General features: G+C 56.0%; 12 protein-coding genes. 7 read left to right on the forward strand and 5 right to left on the reverse strand.

Features of this window, described 5'->3' with window-relative positions; genetic code table 11:
- Positions 1-44 precede the first annotated feature (44 nt).
- From pcaD to ACR0JR_RS15020, 5 genes are all read left to right on the forward strand, one after another.
- Positions 45-833 carry a 3-oxoadipate enol-lactonase gene (gene pcaD / locus ACR0JR_RS15000; RefSeq protein WP_480456827.1) on the forward strand — a complete coding sequence of 263 codons (789 nt, stop codon included), beginning with the start codon at positions 45-47 and terminating at the stop codon, positions 831-833.
- 11 nt (positions 834-844) lie between these two features.
- Positions 845-1,558, forward strand: a complete 714-nt coding sequence (locus ACR0JR_RS15005; RefSeq protein WP_480456829.1) for an alpha/beta fold hydrolase — start codon at positions 845-847, stop codon at positions 1,556-1,558.
- A 230-nt stretch (positions 1,559-1,788) separates the two neighbouring features.
- Positions 1,789-2,883, forward strand: a complete 1,095-nt coding sequence (locus tag ACR0JR_RS15010) for a Zn-dependent alcohol dehydrogenase (protein ID WP_480456831.1) — start codon at positions 1,789-1,791, stop codon at positions 2,881-2,883.
- 20 nt (positions 2,884-2,903) lie between these two features.
- A complete protein-coding gene (locus ACR0JR_RS15015) occupies positions 2,904-4,136 on the forward strand; it encodes a mandelate racemase/muconate lactonizing enzyme family protein (RefSeq protein WP_480456833.1) in 1,233 nt (410 codons plus the stop codon).
- A 113-nt stretch (positions 4,137-4,249) separates the two neighbouring features.
- On the forward strand, positions 4,250-4,537 hold the full coding sequence (locus tag ACR0JR_RS15020) for an ArsR/SmtB family transcription factor (protein WP_170477613.1): 288 nt from the start codon (positions 4,250-4,252) through the stop codon (positions 4,535-4,537).
- Positions 4,538-4,542: 5 nt separating this feature from the next.
- Here the strand turns inward: ACR0JR_RS15020 and ACR0JR_RS15025 are convergent, their stop codons facing one another.
- On the reverse strand, positions 4,543-7,584 hold the full coding sequence (locus ACR0JR_RS15025; protein WP_480456835.1) for an ABC transporter transmembrane domain-containing protein: 3,042 nt from the start codon (positions 7,582-7,584) through the stop codon (positions 4,543-4,545).
- Between the two features lie 169 nt (positions 7,585-7,753).
- On the opposite strand from ACR0JR_RS15025, the gene ACR0JR_RS15030 reads away from it, so the two are divergent.
- Positions 7,754-8,143, forward strand: coding sequence for a DUF3307 domain-containing protein (locus ACR0JR_RS15030; RefSeq protein ID WP_010437966.1), 390 nt, complete (start codon positions 7,754-7,756; stop codon positions 8,141-8,143).
- 3 nt (positions 8,144-8,146) lie between these two features.
- Here ACR0JR_RS15030 and ACR0JR_RS15035 read toward each other — a convergent pair whose 3' ends face one another.
- The gene (locus tag ACR0JR_RS15035; RefSeq protein ID WP_010437964.1) at positions 8,147-8,608 is read right to left on the reverse strand and encodes an Lrp/AsnC family transcriptional regulator; all 462 of its coding nucleotides are present in this window, start codon (positions 8,606-8,608) and stop codon (positions 8,147-8,149) included.
- Between the two features lie 144 nt (positions 8,609-8,752).
- Between ACR0JR_RS15035 and ACR0JR_RS15040 the strand changes: the two genes are divergently transcribed.
- Positions 8,753-12,148, forward strand: coding sequence for an indolepyruvate ferredoxin oxidoreductase family protein (locus ACR0JR_RS15040; protein WP_480456837.1), 3,396 nt, complete (start codon positions 8,753-8,755; stop codon positions 12,146-12,148).
- Here the strand turns inward: ACR0JR_RS15040 and ACR0JR_RS15045 are convergent.
- Genes ACR0JR_RS15045 through ACR0JR_RS15055 form a run of 3 tightly spaced genes read right to left on the reverse strand, consistent with a single transcriptional unit; the run spans position 12,145 to position 15,664 of the window.
- Positions 12,145-13,449: an NAD(P)/FAD-dependent oxidoreductase gene (locus ACR0JR_RS15045; protein ID WP_480456838.1), complete on the reverse strand. Its 1,305-nt coding sequence runs from the start codon at positions 13,447-13,449 to the stop codon at positions 12,145-12,147. The two genes, ACR0JR_RS15040 and ACR0JR_RS15045, sit on opposite strands and share 4 nt — an antisense overlap.
- Complete coding sequence (locus ACR0JR_RS15050; protein WP_480456839.1) at positions 13,436-14,119, reverse strand: TetR/AcrR family transcriptional regulator; 684 nt, start codon at positions 14,117-14,119, stop codon at positions 13,436-13,438. The genes ACR0JR_RS15045 and ACR0JR_RS15050 overlap by 14 nt, the downstream gene beginning before the upstream one ends.
- On the reverse strand, positions 14,120-15,664 hold the full coding sequence (locus ACR0JR_RS15055; RefSeq protein ID WP_480456841.1) for a trimethylamine methyltransferase family protein: 1,545 nt from the start codon (positions 15,662-15,664) through the stop codon (positions 14,120-14,122).
- Between the last annotated feature and the right edge of the window lie 2 nt (positions 15,665-15,666).

Below are 15,666 nucleotides of genomic sequence, written 5' to 3' on the forward strand. Positions count from 1 at the left end.
GAGTTTGTTTTATTAGGCACCCTGAACAGACGGGGACCGATTACATGCGTATCGCTGACCTGAAAGACGTAAGTCTACACTATCGAATTGACGGAGATGTCGATGGAGCCCCCATTGTATTCGCCAATTCACTGGGTACCGACATGCGCCTTTGGGACCCGATTATACATTTTCTGCCTAAGGGGTTACGGATCATCAGATTCGATAAACGCGGACACGGATTATCGTCCCAACCAGCCGCCCCCTACTCGATGGGGAGCTTGGTACGAGATGCTGAACAACTACTGGATCATATTGAGGTAAAAGACTGCGTGTTTGTCGGCCTGTCCATCGGCGGTATGATTGCGCAGGGATTGGCGGTAAAACGCATGGACCAAATCCGCGCACTGGTGCTGTCGAATACCGCTGCCAAGATTGGGACGCCTAAGATCTGGCAAGATCGTATGGCAGCCGTTCGCGCCGGTGGCATCGAAGCCCTTGCTGACGCCACAATGGAGCGTTGGTTCTCGAAACACTTCCAGTCCGGCCCTGAGATGCCCTTGTGGCGAAACATGATGGTTCGGCAACCAGTTGAGGGCTATCTGGGGTGTTGTGCCGCAATTTCGGGCACAGATTTCTACACGCCCACCAGCGGCCTGCGGCTGCCCACATTGGGAATTGCCGGCAGCGAGGACGGTTCGACTCCGCCCGATCTAGTACGTGAAACGGTTGATCTGATACCTGGCTCGCGCTTTGCACTGATTCGACGGGCGGGTCATCTGCCATGTGTCGAGCGCCCGCAGGAATATGCCGAATTGCTTGGCAATTTCCTGATCGAGATCGGCCATATCTGAGGGAGAAAGAGTTGGCGGACTTCTTACTAGTCCACGGGTCATGCCACGGTGCCTGGTGCTGGCGTGACCTGATTCCGGAATTGACTACATTCGGGCATTCTGCCCGCGCTATCGATATGCCAAGCCATGGTTCGGACCCAACTCCAATTCAGGATGTGACCCTCGAGTCGTGCCGGGATGCAATTTTGAAAGCCTCAACACCACAATCGATCATCGTGGCACACTCCTGGGGCGGTTATCCCGTCAGCGCCGCTGCCGAGGCTGATCCGGACGCCATGCGGGGTGTAATTTATCTCAGCGCATATGTCCCGCAATCCGGGCTTTCCATGATTGAAATGCGTAAACGCGCGCCTCGCCAGCTGATAGGTGATGCCGTCGAAAAATCTTCTGATGGTCTATCGTATACGGTTGTGCCGGATCGGGTTCATGATCTGTTTTATCATGACTGCCCGCATGAGGTTGTGGCCTACGCGTTTGGTCGCTTATGCCCCCAAGCTATCGCGCCGCAAGCGACACCATTAGATACAGGCAAAAACTTCGCCAGCGTCCCAAAAGGATACATCCGGACGACTGATGACCGTACAGTGCCGACCGAGTATCAAGCCGAAATGGCTGGATGCGCAGACGCCGGTATGCGCCTGACCATCGACAGTTCTCATTCACCGTTCTTCTCGCACCCTGAGCATCTGGCCGGATTGATGCACCAGATCTCGGAACGAATGTGACCGGGGCCCGATGACAAGCGATCGCAATCACCGCGAAGGCGGGGTGCAAAACTGGCCCAGCTATTCGTTCGGCTCTTGTGGAATGCGAGGCGGAAAGATTGATAACAGCCTGCTGCATTTATGAACGCGCGCGCCGCATTGGCATAACAACGACATATACGTGACGGAAACCACCTTGCAGGTTAGGCCAGGACGCGCCACCGTGAGCTCAAACGGGAACGGGGAAAAACATGCAATCCATCAAAGCAGCCGTGTGCCGGGCGTTCGGCGAACCGCTGATCATCGAAGACATTCTGATCGCGCCACCTGGAATGGGTGAGGTAGAAGTTACGCTTGAGGCCGTGGCAATCTGCCATTCGGATATCTCATTCGCCAGCGGGGCATGGGGCGGTCACCTACCTGCCGTCTACGGGCATGAGGCCGCTGGGATAATCTCGGCAGTCGGAGACGGTGCGGGCGATTTTAGGGTTGGTGATCCGGTGGTCGTGACACTGATCCGTGCGTGCGGGTCATGCCCCTCGTGCGCTGGGGGAAAACCCACCATTTGCGAAACGCCCTATGACACGATCAAAGGACCGCTACGAACCGCAGACGGGGGCGCATTGGAACAAGCGATGGCATGCGGTGCATTCGCCGAGAAGGTCGTGGTCAGCCATCGTCAGATCGTCAGAATTCCCGAAACTTTACCAAAGGATCTCGCCAGCCTGCTCTCGTGCGGCGTGATCACCGGGGTCGGTGCAGCCGTAAACGCCGCTGAATTGCGCCCCGGGCAGGATGTTGTAGTGATTGGTGCCGGTGGGGTTGGCCTAAATGCGATTCAAGGCGCACGTATCGCCGGCGCGCGCCGTATCGTTGCCGTCGACATGACCGAAGAAAAGCTTGAGATCGCTAAAGAGTTCGGAGCGACGCATGGCGTTCTGGGCAGCCTCAAGGAACCTTGGAAAGCCGCGTATAAAGCGCTTGGCGGGCGTGGAGCAGACGCGGTTCTGATCACCGTTGGCGCTATCCCAGCCTATGACCAGGCCCCGCGCTATCTGGGCCGCGGTGGCAAAGCGATCATGATCGGGATGCCGCATTCTGGTGACATGTCCAGCTATGAACCCGTCGTTTTGGCAGCGCTTGGGCAAGGCATGGTTGGGTCAAAAATGGGGGACGTTGTGATCCAGCGCGATATTCCATGGATGATTGATCTTTATGAACAGGGGCGGCTGAAACTGGACGAGTTGATCTCGGGTCGCTGGTCCCTTTCACAGATCAACGAAGCCATCGAGGATACCAAGACCGGTGCCGCTAAGCGCAATGTGATCATGTTCGACCGCGACTGAACCCCTGAAAGGAGCGCCTGATGAAACTGCAGGATCTCGATGTCATCGTTACCGCCCCTCCGGCCCCGGGCTGGGGTGGGCGCTATTGGATTCTGGTCAAAGTCTCGACCGATACGGGTGTGGTTGGATGGGGAGAATGCTATGCATCCTCGGTCGGACCCGATGCCATGACCCATGTCATCCGCGATGTGTTCGAACGGCACATGCAAGGGGAGAATCCCGAGAATATCGAATTGATGTTCCGGCGTGCGTACTCCAGCGGATTTACGCAGCGCCCGGATCTGACTGTCATGGGCGCGTTCTCGGGCTTAGAGATCGCATGCTGGGACATTCTTGGCAAAGATCGGGATCGACCGGTCTATGCACTTCTGGGCGGCAGGATGAACGACCGTATCCGGGCCTATACCTATCTCTACCCGCTTCCTCAGCACGATCTGGCTGACTTCTGGACCTCGCCGGAACAGGCCGGTGAAAGTGCGGCGGAAATGGTTCGACGCGGCTACACAGCTATCAAATTCGATCCGGCGGGGCCCTATACGATCCGCGGCGGGCATATGCCTGCTATGTCGGATATCTCAATGTCAGTTGCATTCTGTAAGGCCATCCGCGAGGCCGTCGGAGACAAGGCCGACTTGCTATTCGGCACCCACGGTCAGTTCAACACCGCCGGAGCAATTCGCCTGGGGCAAGCGCTGGAACCCTATTCTCCGTTGTGGTTTGAGGAGCCCACTCCTCCGGACATGATCGAAGATATGGCTCGCGTGGCGCGCAATGTCCGCATACCTGTCGCGACTGGTGAGCGGATGACGACCAAGGCCGAATTCGGCGCGGTATTGCGCGCAGGCGCCGCCGAAATACTGCAACCCGCACTTGGCCGTGCAGGCGGTATCTGGGAGATGAAGAAGGTCGCCGCCATGGCCGAGGTTTTTAACGCGCAGATGGCACCGCATCTATATGCGGGCCCGATTGAATGGGCTGCCAACATTCATCTGGCCGCATCGATTCCAAACCTTTTGCTTCTGGAAAGTATCGAAACGCCGTTTCACGACCAACTGATCAAAGGAAGCATCCGCGTCAACGAGGGCTTTGTCACTCCTCCCACCAAGCCCGGGCTTGGTATTGACGTTGACGAGGACCTTGCGCGCGCACACCCCTACATAGGTGATGGTCTGCACTTAGAGATGCAGGAAGCGCCCTGCGACTATGTAAATGGAAATGCATTTCAGGGCGGCGCTCCTGTGGTCGAGGGGTGACAATCGGACGGCAAGTAAGGCATATTGATCCGACCCAGAAGTAGATCTTAGGTTGTTGCGTGAGACCTCAGGATAACGACACTCAAATTTTGTCGGGGGAAACCCCAGCAGATATGAAAGAAAGTGCGGCACGGGCAGCGGTATTCCTCAAGGCCCTGGCACATGAAGGTCGCCTGATGATCCTGTGCCATCTGGGAGACGGCGAGCGTTCTGTAGGAGAGTTGGAGGATTTGCTGGAGCTTCGGCAGGCAGCGGTCAGCCAAATGCTTGCACGCTTACGCGACGAAGGACTGGTAAAAACCCGACGCGATGGCAAAACGATCTATTACGCACTGAATGATGGCAAAGCTGCGCAGATGATCGAACTTCTCTATAGCCTGTTTTGTGAGCCAGATGCCTAGGCCGATCAGTTCGAGACATATCCTGCGATAACCTGCAGCAGCTTGAAGGCTGTGGCAGCATCATTTTCGACCACGGCCAGGAATTCTTCTTCACCAATTCGCAGACAGGACAGGTCCGTTTCTGCCACCATGCTCAAGGCCCGTGGCTCTTTACGGATCAATCCGAGCTCACCAACCAAAGCACCCGCGCCAACGGTTATGATAAGTTGGTCGTCCTCGCCCGAACGCGGCAGATAAAGACCCGCTTCGCCCTCGAGGACGACATAGGCCCCATCGGTTGGCTGGTCGTCCTTTAGGAACACCACCTGGCCAGCCTTGGCCTCGAACCAACGCGCACCAAAGGCCAGCAGGCGGAGCTGACGGCGGTCAAGACCCGAGAACAACGGTGTTTGTTCCAGCGCTCGCAATTTGCGACTCAGGTCGGCAGATGCAGCGCTGTCACCCTCGACGTCGGTTGGGCCTTCGCCAGTCACGACCCGACCCTGACGAATTTCGACATGCATGTCGAAAACATCTGGATTTTCGAACGTATCATTCAGGTAGATTACCGTAGTTTCGGGCAAAAGTTCACGCAGATTTTTGTAAACCGCGACCTGCGTTTCCATGTCATAGCTGGCCAACGCAGTTTCCAGGATCAAAATGTCCGGCTTTTTGATCGTTGCGCGCGTAAAGGCCAAGGGTTCAGCAAACACCGCCGGCAAGTTCTGACCACCAAGTGAAACCGGCACATCATAGATCAGTTCAACCACCAACGGACGCGCGCCATTTTCAGCCAACGCATCGACGATCAGCTTGCGTGCCTCATCGGTTCGCGCACCACCAATCTGGCTGACCTTACCGAATAACACATTTTCCATGACAGTCAGGCCGGGTGCAAAGGCGTTCTCATTCAAAGGCACAAAAACATCGTGCAGAGGTTCCAGCAATTTTTCCGAGTGGCTGTGGCGAAGCTCGAGGATGCGATTTTTTAGCTCGTCCGAAAACGCAGGACCGATCTGTTCCGCCGAGATCACAAACGGCACCGACAACAAGCTGGCCAATTGCTCGTCGTCCAAGCCCTGTGCGCCTTCTTTGCGGGTTTGCTCAACCAATTCGACCGCAGCCTCGTAGGTTTGAGCCTCAAGCCCGAGTTTGCGGAACAATGGGTGGTCGGTTCCATCCAGTCCGAAGATCTGGCGCAGCATTTCAATCACGTCACGGGTCAGACTGACCAGAGTTTCATCCAGCCCCAGTTCACGCAACTGACCCAGAAACACGGTTTGGCGCGCCAGAAGTTGTTGATTGACTGGCACGCAGGGCGTCGCGAACAAGAGGTTTTCAGCAACCGGTAATGCGGGGTTATAAGTGGACCGGTCAAAAACCAAAGCTTGCTCGGCCAGACCAGCCTCGCGCACTGCCTGTTGTACCAATGGCCGCAGCTCAATCAGTTTGGCCGCCAACTCCGGATGTTCATTGGGATCAAAGGCCTGTTCTGCTCCGCGCTGAAACAGAGCGGCACCTGAACCCATGCCGTCTATCAACTGCAGCCACCATTCACGCAACTGATCGGTATCGTCAAAACCGGCCAATCCCGGATCAAACCATTTGGTATCTATTGGATCCGCGCTGTTACCCGCGCGCAGCGTTTCCGCGAAATTCGGATCATCAGATGAAGTGGACAATGGGCGGGGGCGCATCGGCATAATCACGTTCTCGCCCAACGTACCCTGAAACATCACCGGCCGAGAGGTAGCCAGACCGATCCGCGCTGCCACAACGCTCTGATGCAGGCTTGCCAAATTGATGCCGCCGATTTCGATCCGTCCAGAGGTCGGTGCAATCTCTCGGATCAGCAATTCGGTCAGTGCATCACGATCTTCTTCGCTGGTTGCCGAGATACCAATGGTCTTACCCGCCGGAAAAGTCAGGTTCAGATCGTCAAGCACCTGATTGCCATCAATATCGCGAACCGAGACCCGGTCCAGCACGATATCACCATTCAAATGGGGGCGTTCAGAAGGCTCGCCTTCGAACAGCGCCTCGTCAATCATACCTTCCGGTGCGAATCGCTCGATCACAACATCCCATCGCAGCGACATGTCCTGCGTTTGGTTGTAGTAAGTCAGCAGTTCCTTCCAGGGAGAGCTCAGGTCTTTGTAGGCGGCCAGCGCGGCCACCAATGCGCCCAAAGAAACCGATCCCTGCAATACCAGCAGGCCTCCGACGAGATAAAACATGAAGGGAGTCAGCTGCGAGATGAAGTTGTTGATGAACTTCATAAAGAACTTTTTCTGATAGATATCAAAGCGGATGGCGAACAACCGCCCCAACTGGTCCGAGATCATCGCACGACGATACCGCCAGCCCCCATTGGCACGCAAAGTCGATGCACCGGCGGCATTCTCACCGATCTGGGCGGCCAGTACGCGGACCTCCTGGATGCGCTTCTTGTTCAGCAAATTGATTTGACGCTGCAGTTTGGGGATCAACCAGGCCTGTAAAGGAATCAAGGCGACGGCAGCCAGACCGAACCAGACGCTTTGCAGAAACAGAAAGGACAGAATCGTGATCATCTGACCCGCCTGCAGCACAGGCTGACTGATCGCATCCCCCATCAAGCCTCCCATGGGTTCGCTTTCAGCGGTGACCATCGACACCATTTCGCCCTGGCTCACACGCTCAAAATAGGGCTGCGGAAATCTAAGCGCGCGATTGATCAACTGATACCGAAATCGACGCAGCATCCGTTCGCTCAAAACACCCTTCATGGTGTTGATGCGCATTTTCATCAGACCATGCGCCAGCACCGCAGCCAGAAAGGCAAAGCAGAGAATCGTCAGGAATGCAGTTTGTGTCAGGCTATATCCCCAAACGTCGACGATCTGACTGGTCGCGCCGATTGCATCATTGATGATGCGTTTGGGGAGCTCCAAGGTGAGATAGAGTAATGGAAATAGCGTCGCCGTCACGGCCAGTAGAATCAGCTGATCGCGTTTGGAGTATTTCCAGATGAACCGAAAGATCGTTCGCTCGATTGAACCCGCCCCTACTAATGACCCACCGCTCAAATCACTGATTTTGGTGTGAATACAACGGCACGAATTTACCGCAATCGTATCCTCAGACGCAAATGAAAATCCGATTTGCGCTTATTTCGCGTTGTGTGAACAAGTTCATTTGCGCGGCAGGCCATTACCCCCTAATCTTCTGATTCAGGACGATATCGGGAGGATTCATTTGCCTGCCAACTTTGGCGCTGTGTTTCTGTTGCTCTGCCTGCTTCAGATCAAGCACATGTTCGCCGATTATTATTTACAGACGCCCAAAATGCTTTCCGGGCGTGGCACGTATTTCCACATGGGACGCGCGCAACATGCAGCTGTGCATGTTGTGGGATCGGTTATTATCTTTGCGCTCTTTCGTGCGCCGATAGAATTTATTCTGATCATTGCTGCATTGGAATGGATCGTGCATTTCCACATAGATTTCGCAAAAGCCAATTACTCAGATCGCAAACAGCTACAACCCAATCAGGCAGCTTTCTGGCGCGCTGCTGGTCTGGATCAATTGCTTCATAACCTGACCTATATCGGGATGGCCTGGGCTTGGGTGGTCTTCGCAGCCTGAAGCTTAAGGCACGATCGGTTGATTTCTTTTGATTGTACGCAACACCACATTGGTCTGCGCACTGGCAACGGCTGGCAGTCGAAACAGGAAGTCCTCCAGAAACGTATTGTAAGCCGCCAGATCTCGGCAAAGGACACGCAAGTGGTAGTCCGCCTGCCCCGTAGTTGCATAGCATTCCTGGATTTCGGGGCTTAGTTCCACCGCTCGGATGAAGTCGACGATTTTGTCCGGATCGTGTCGCGTCAGATGCACATGTACGATTGCTTCGAACGTCAATCCCATCGCCGGTGGATTCACCAAGGCACCATAGCGTTCGATTATCCCTGCGTCTTCAAGAGCGCGCACTCTGCGCCAAAGCGCCGAGGCCGACATCCCCACTGTGTCGGCTAAATCTGCATTCGAAATTCGACTGTCATTCTGCAGCAGCGTCAGAATTCGGCGGTCTCGGTCATCTAGAGTAATCATATTGGATGTTCTAATCTGCATTTTGATCTATTGTGAGTTTTTTTTCCAAAATATCGTATCTCGGCACACAAAATGGAACGGTTAACCATTCGAACTGGGTTAAAATTTCCTCAACCAAAGGCATAATCCCATGGACCCGATGCAATGAGCCACCTCGACCGAAATATTCGCACCTATCAACTCGACGATCGCTATTCCCTAACTCAAGGCCGGGTCTTTTTGACGGGCACTCAGGCCCTCGCGCGGATCATGATGGATCAGGCGCGGCGCGATCGGCAGGCAGGTTTGAATACATCAGGTTTTGTCTCTGGCTATCGCGGATCGCCACTGGGCGGGTTGGACCTAGAGCTGTGGCGCGCCAAAGAGCGATTAATAGCTGACAGAATCACCTTCATGCCCGCTGTGAACGAGGACCTGGGCGCAACAGCCGTACTGGGTGCTCAGCAGGCCACGTTGGACCCACATTGCGAAGTCGAGGGCATCTTTTCGATGTGGTACGGCAAAGGCCCTGGCGTCGACCGTTCAGGCGATGCGTTAAAACATGGCAATGCTTATGGTTCCGCCCCGAAAGGCGGCGTGCTTGTGGTGGCGGGTGACGACCACGGTTGCGTCAGTTCGTCGATGCCGCACCAATCGGACGTGGCCTTCATGGCGTGGTTTATGCCCACATTGAACCCGGCCTCGGTCGAGGAATATCTGGAATTCGGCGAATACGGATTCGCTCTTTCCCGCTTTTCGGGCACATGGGTCGGGTTCAAGGCGATCTCGGAAACAGTAGAAAGCGCGCGTTCGGTCGACCTGCGCCCGGACCGCAGTTTCACCCCGCCCCGGATCGATCTGCCAGAACGCGGCTTGCATGTGCGGACGGCCGACCTGCCCTCGCCTGAAATCGAGACCCGCATACAACACAAACTGCGTGCCGTCCGGGCATTTGCCGAAGAAAACCCCATCGACCGACGCATCTATGACATCGACAACGCCAAATTCGGATTTGTGACCACCGGCAAAGGTCACCTTGATTTGATGGAGGCGCTGCGTTTGTTGGGCCTTGATCAAGCCGCTTGCCGTCGCTTGGGGATCGACATCTACAAGGTCGGGATGGTCTGGCCGCTGGCCCGCCGCAACGCGTTGCGCTTTGTGAAAGGCAAGGCCGAGGTTCTGGTCGTCGAGGAAAAGCGCGGCATCATCGAAAGCCAGTTCAAAGAGTATTTCTATGACTGGCCCGGCGACAAACCCCACAAGATGGTGGGCAAATATGACAGCCATGGTGAACCGCTGATCCCGTGGACCGGGGAACTCAGCCCGTTGATGCTAGCCCCCATCGTAGCCGCCCGCCTTGACACGTTCTTTCCAGAAGAAAACCTGCCTGCTAAAGCGCGCGCGCTGACCGAGACGGAAGCGCCCGTGATCAACGTCCCGGGTGCAACGCGAACGCCCTATTTCTGCTCGGGTTGCCCGCACAACACCTCGACTAAAGTACCCGAAGGCTCCACTGCTGCCAGCGGCATCGGGTGCCATGTCATGGCATCATGGATGGATCGCGAAACCGTCGGCTACGCTCAGATGGGCGGAGAAGGCGTGCCTCACGTGGTGGCCTCACAATTCAATGGCGGCAAGCATATCTTTCAGAATCTGGGCGAAGGGACGTGGTACCATTCGGGATCCCTCGCGATCCGACAGGCGGTCGCGGCAGGAACGAACATCACCTATAAAATCCTCTACAATGATGCGGTCGCAATGACCGGAGGGCAGCCGGTGGACGGGCCAGTCAGCGTGGCAGGCATCGCGCAAACCTGCCGCGCCGAGGGGGTCGAGCGGATCGCACTGGTCTCGGATGACATCACCAAGTTCGGCCGTGCCGAATTCCCTGCGGGAACTACATTTCATGACCGGGCAGAAATGGACAGCCTGCAACGCGAGCTGCGCGACATACCCGGTGTTACCGTTCTGATCTACGAACAGACTTGCGCGACCGAAAAGCGACGCCGCCGCAAGCGCGGCATGATGGAAGACCCACAGAAATTTGTTTGGATCAATGATCTCGTCTGCGAAGGCTGTGGCGATTGCTCCGTCGCGTCGAACTGCCTAAGCGTTGAGCCGCGTGAAACGCCGCTGGGCCGCAAGCGCAAGATTAATCTGAGCTCCTGCAACAAGGATTTCTCGTGCCTGAACGGGTTCTGCCCCAGTTTCGTCACCATTGAGGGCGCAACTCGGCGCAAGCAGAGCGTTGATATGGATCTTGATGCGCTTGAGGCGGGACTGCCCCTGCCCTCAGCCGCATCTTTGGAGTCCCCCTTTGATCTGCTGGTGACAGGCGTCGGAGGCACCGGAGTGGTTACAGTCGGGGCCTTGATCACCATGGCGGCGCATCTAGAAGGTAAGGGTGCTTCGGTTCTGGATTTCACCGGATTTGCACAAAAATTCGGAACCGTACTGAGCTACATCCGCCTCGGTAAAGAACCTTATACGCTCAACCAGGTGCGCATTGATCAGGGCGCTGCAGATGCTGTGATCGGATGCGATGTGGTCGTAAGCTCGGCCCCCAAAGCATCGGCTCACTTTGCGCCGGGGACGCGCGTCGTTCTGAACCGGGCCGAGATGCCTACCGGAGATCTTGTGCTGCGTCGTGATGCCGAACTACGGGTTGATGCGCGGGAGCAGGCGATTGCAGACGTAGTGGGTGCGGAAAATATAATCAGCCTTGACGCAAACGCGATGGCCGAGGCGCTGTTAGGCGATACGGTTTTCGCCAATGTCATTATGTTGGGCTATGCTTGGCAAAAGGCGCTGGTGCCTGTGTCACATACCGCTCTGTCTCAGGCCATCCTCCTCAACGGAGTTGCGGTTGAGAAGAACCGGTTGGCTTTTGCTCTTGGGCGATGCTTAGTCGTCGACCCCGATCGGGTTCAGGGATTGACGCAGCCGATCCAGGCAGAAGAAACACTGGACCAAATGATCGCGCGCCGGGTTGCATATTTGACTAACTATCAGGACGCCGAATATGCCAACCAATACGCGCAGCGGATTAAGGCAATCCGATCGTCAAACTCAGACATCCCGGACGGACTTGCTGAGACGATTGCCCGAAATCTGTTCCGTTTCATGGCCTATAAGGACGAATTTGAGGTCGCCCGACTGCAGACATCCCCGGACTTTTCCGCGGAACTCTCACAGCAGTTCGAAGGAGATTACAAAACCAAATACCATTTTGCCCCGCCACTGCTGAGTTGGCGCAAGGATGAGCGCGGGCGACCGGTCAAGTTTGCGGTGGGCGTATGGATGCGCCCGGTTCTGCGTGGGCTTTCGAGGCTGCGCAGATTGCGCGGATCACCTCTGAACCCGTTCGGATATCACGCCGAAGCGCGGCTGCACCGTAATATCCTGAATTGGTTTGAAGGGCTTCTGGACATGTATCAGACCAATCCGACAGCACGATCAGAAGCAGAGTGGTTGCGCGCGTTCTCGGCGGCGGACCAGATACGAGGGTTCGGACCGGTACGCGAAGAGAGCTTCGAAACAGCGCGCGCAGAGGTGTCTTAACCGAGAACCGAAAAGCTGCTTTCGGTATTGATGGGCCGTTTGCGGGAATAAAATCCGGTGTCGATTGTCCGGCCTAAATAGGGCAACTCGAACCGCAACGGATTGGCATCATGATCTGCACCGCCTTCGACATAGCCGATCAAAGCGGTCATCATCTTGCCCGCGATCGGAGCATTTTTGTATTGGTTCCCGCTGGTGCCGCAGGCCATATAGAAACCCGGAAGGCTGGATTTATCATAGATCGGAATCCAATCTGTCGATGCATCGTACAAATCCACGACGCCCCGGGTGCGTGAAGGTATCCCCAGGCTGGGAACGCGCTGCGCGTATCGCATGGCTTGCGTTGTCCACTGGTCTGTAAATTCGTGGTTATAATTCACGTCATCTTCGCACCACTGATGCGGATCGCACGCCGGATCTTCCGAGCCGATCAGAATGTGGTTGCCATGCTCAGGGCGGCAATAAAGGGCGATGTCGCTATCTGAGACAATTGTTCCTTGTGTCTCAAAATCAAACCCTTCGGGTGCCGGGACATGCACGACTTCCTGCCGCAGCGGGCGAGTCTGGATGGTCATGTCACCCAGAACCCCAGCCATTTCGTTAACAATTGCCGACCCGGGCCCAGCGACGTTTACAACCACTTTGGCATGGATCTCTTCACCCGAGGCAAGTTTGACGCCCGCAACGCGGCCCTCGCTGGTCAGTATTTCACGCACCTCAGCACCGGTGCGAACGTCGGCACCATGCAACTTTGCCGCATCCATCAGGTTTTGGGCCGACAACGCCGGATCTGTCACATATCCCGCGTTCGGCCAGAAAACCGCGCCTTGAACATGTGCCCCGTTCGATTGCCCAAACTCTGGATCATCCATGCGCCGCGCCGGAGCGAAGCTGTCTAACGTGTAAATCGGCATACGTTCAGTGATCTTCTCCGGTGTCCATTCTTCAAAAGGACAATCCAGTTCGGTACTATACTTCTTATGGTTTTCAAGAAATCCATTGGCCTCCGTCTTCATGACCATACAGCCGGTTTCACGGAACTGTGCCAGATTGGCATCATCGGACAATCCCAGATAATCTGCCCAATCACGCCAATAATGGTATCCCTCCCAGGCGAAGGCCGTGCCATCAAAAGTCGAATAATGCATCCGGACGATGGCGCATGAACCGGCGGTCGATCCATGCCCAACTTGCGTATTGCGGTCCAGTGACAGAGTCTTCCAACCCGCCTTTGCCATCTCGAAGGCGATGGCGGCCCCAATTACGCCGGTTCCGATAATGATTGCATCAGGTTGGCTCATGTCCTGTCCTCTCCCAAAGGCGTTTCGCATAGTCGCTGAAATCGGATACTTCTTCGGGTCGCGGCTCAACCCCAGTGAAGACGTAAAGATAGTGTGCCACCATCGATAGCCTGGTCGCCATCGGCTCATTCAACTGTGCTAGATCATACCCGATCTGCATATAGTACAGTACGCGTGCACGAGTCTCGGCTTCGATCTCATCATAGTTGAAACGGATGAACATCGTGCGCAGCGCTGCCAGACGTCTCGCGTCGGATTGATCCAACATGCGTCGCACCTTTCCCGATCGTCGCGCCCAATCTCGAACGGCAAAATCAAGCGCCGTATCAAAAAGCTCTGAGTTCACGACACAACGCTGAACATTGCAAACAGCCGCCGTTATCGTCTCTGCAGGCAGTTCGGATTGTGCTATCAATGCTGCCGTGTTGGTTGCCTGCCATCGCGCCAGCAACGCATCCAACAACTCCTGCCTAGACTTGAAGTACCAGTAGAACGAGGAGCGCGAGACCGCCATACGTTCCGCCAGGTTCATGACCTTCACCTGCTCGACCCCATCCGAGATCAAGACGTCCATGGCGACGTTCAACCAGTCATCACGTGTGACCTTGATATTGCCGGTCAAGGGTTCAGCTTCCGGATCGTCCCGGTGGAGGATTGGTTTTGTGCTCATTCAACTCTCCGGCGGTGCACCGCCTGCTTCCGTGCGACGTGCGACGAAATCATGCAACGCGCCAAGGCGGCTCACATCCTGGGCTGGGGCTTCGAAATTCGCTAGAATTTCTTTCCAAACGCCTGTCGCCCGGTGATTTGCGTCGACCGAACCACGCTCGGTCCAAGTCCCGAAATTGGCGTAGTCATGAATATGTGGCTCGTAAAATGCAGTGTTGTAGCGTTCCATCGTCTGGCTGGTCGCGAAGAAATGCCCGCTGGGTTCAACTTCGCACAGCGCGGAATCGAAACCTATCTCTGAATTCCCTGCCTGCGCTCCGGCGCAAAGTTCGGCCACCATGTTCAGGACTTCTGCATCACAGATCATCTTTTCGAAGGACACCGTCAGGCCACCTTCAAGCCAACCGGCTGAGTGAATGATCACTGTCGCTCCGGCCATCAGACATCCCCAGAGACCGAACTGGTTCTCGTTGGCTGCCTGTACGTCATTGAGGTTCGAAGCCGACCCTGCCGCCGATCGCCAAGGCAGGCCTAAGTGTCGCGCGAGTTGCCCCGCGGCCAGTGAAGCCTGAAAATGCGATGGTGTTCCAAACGCAGGCGCACCGGATTTCATATCAACGTTGCTGGTGAAGGTCCCATAGCACACTGGCGCGCCGGGATTTGTCAACTGCGTCAGTGTCAAAGCCGCGAGCGCCTCGGCATGCGACAGGGTGATGGCCCCCGCAACTGTGATTGGCGCCATCGCGCCCATCAGGGTAAATGGAGTGATGATCGACATCTGCCCGTGGCGCGCAAAATCAATCAGCCCCTGCGCCATCGGAATATCCAGCGTGCGCGGGCTATTGGTGTTGATGATCGTGTAACAATGCGGATTGCCACGGAACTCATCATCGCTAAACCCGCGCGCGATAGACAGCATCTCAAAACAGTCCATCACCTGAGGCGTTCCGCGCGAGAAGAAGAAGGGGAACTTGTCCGTCAATTCCATTTGCGCTTGGGTGGTGAAATAGTGCCTGACGTTGGTGGGTACGTCCTGCGGTTCGACCTGAGGCGAGATCATCTGGAAGACATCGAAATAATGCGTGAGCTTGAGGAACTCCAGATAGTCTTGCCCGTTTGCAGGCCTGCGCCCGCGCTCCAGGTCAGTCGCATTCGGAGCACCAGCCCCGGGTTGGAACACCAAAGAACCTAGCTCCAGCGTGAAATCCCTGCGCCGCGCCCCGGCGCGGCAGGCAATGGATTTAGGGGCCGACGCCACCGCAGCCTCGACCATGTCGCGCCCGATGAAGACCATCTCATTATCTTCATTCACGCGCGCACCACCCTGCGCATAAATCCGGCGCGCCTCGGGCAGCAGGACCTTCACACCCAATTCTTCCAGCGTGCGCAAGGCCGTCTCGTGCATCTCAGCAATCTGATCCGCCGGAAATACTTCCATCTGCGGAAACGGATTGCGCAGCTGACGATAGTTCACGTCACGACTGGGTTGCGGGACCGCCTCGGCCCCACGCCCTCGGCGACGGCGTCTTCCGGCCTCTGCTTCCATGA

This window comes from Ruegeria sp. AA3 (assembly GCF_056542905.1).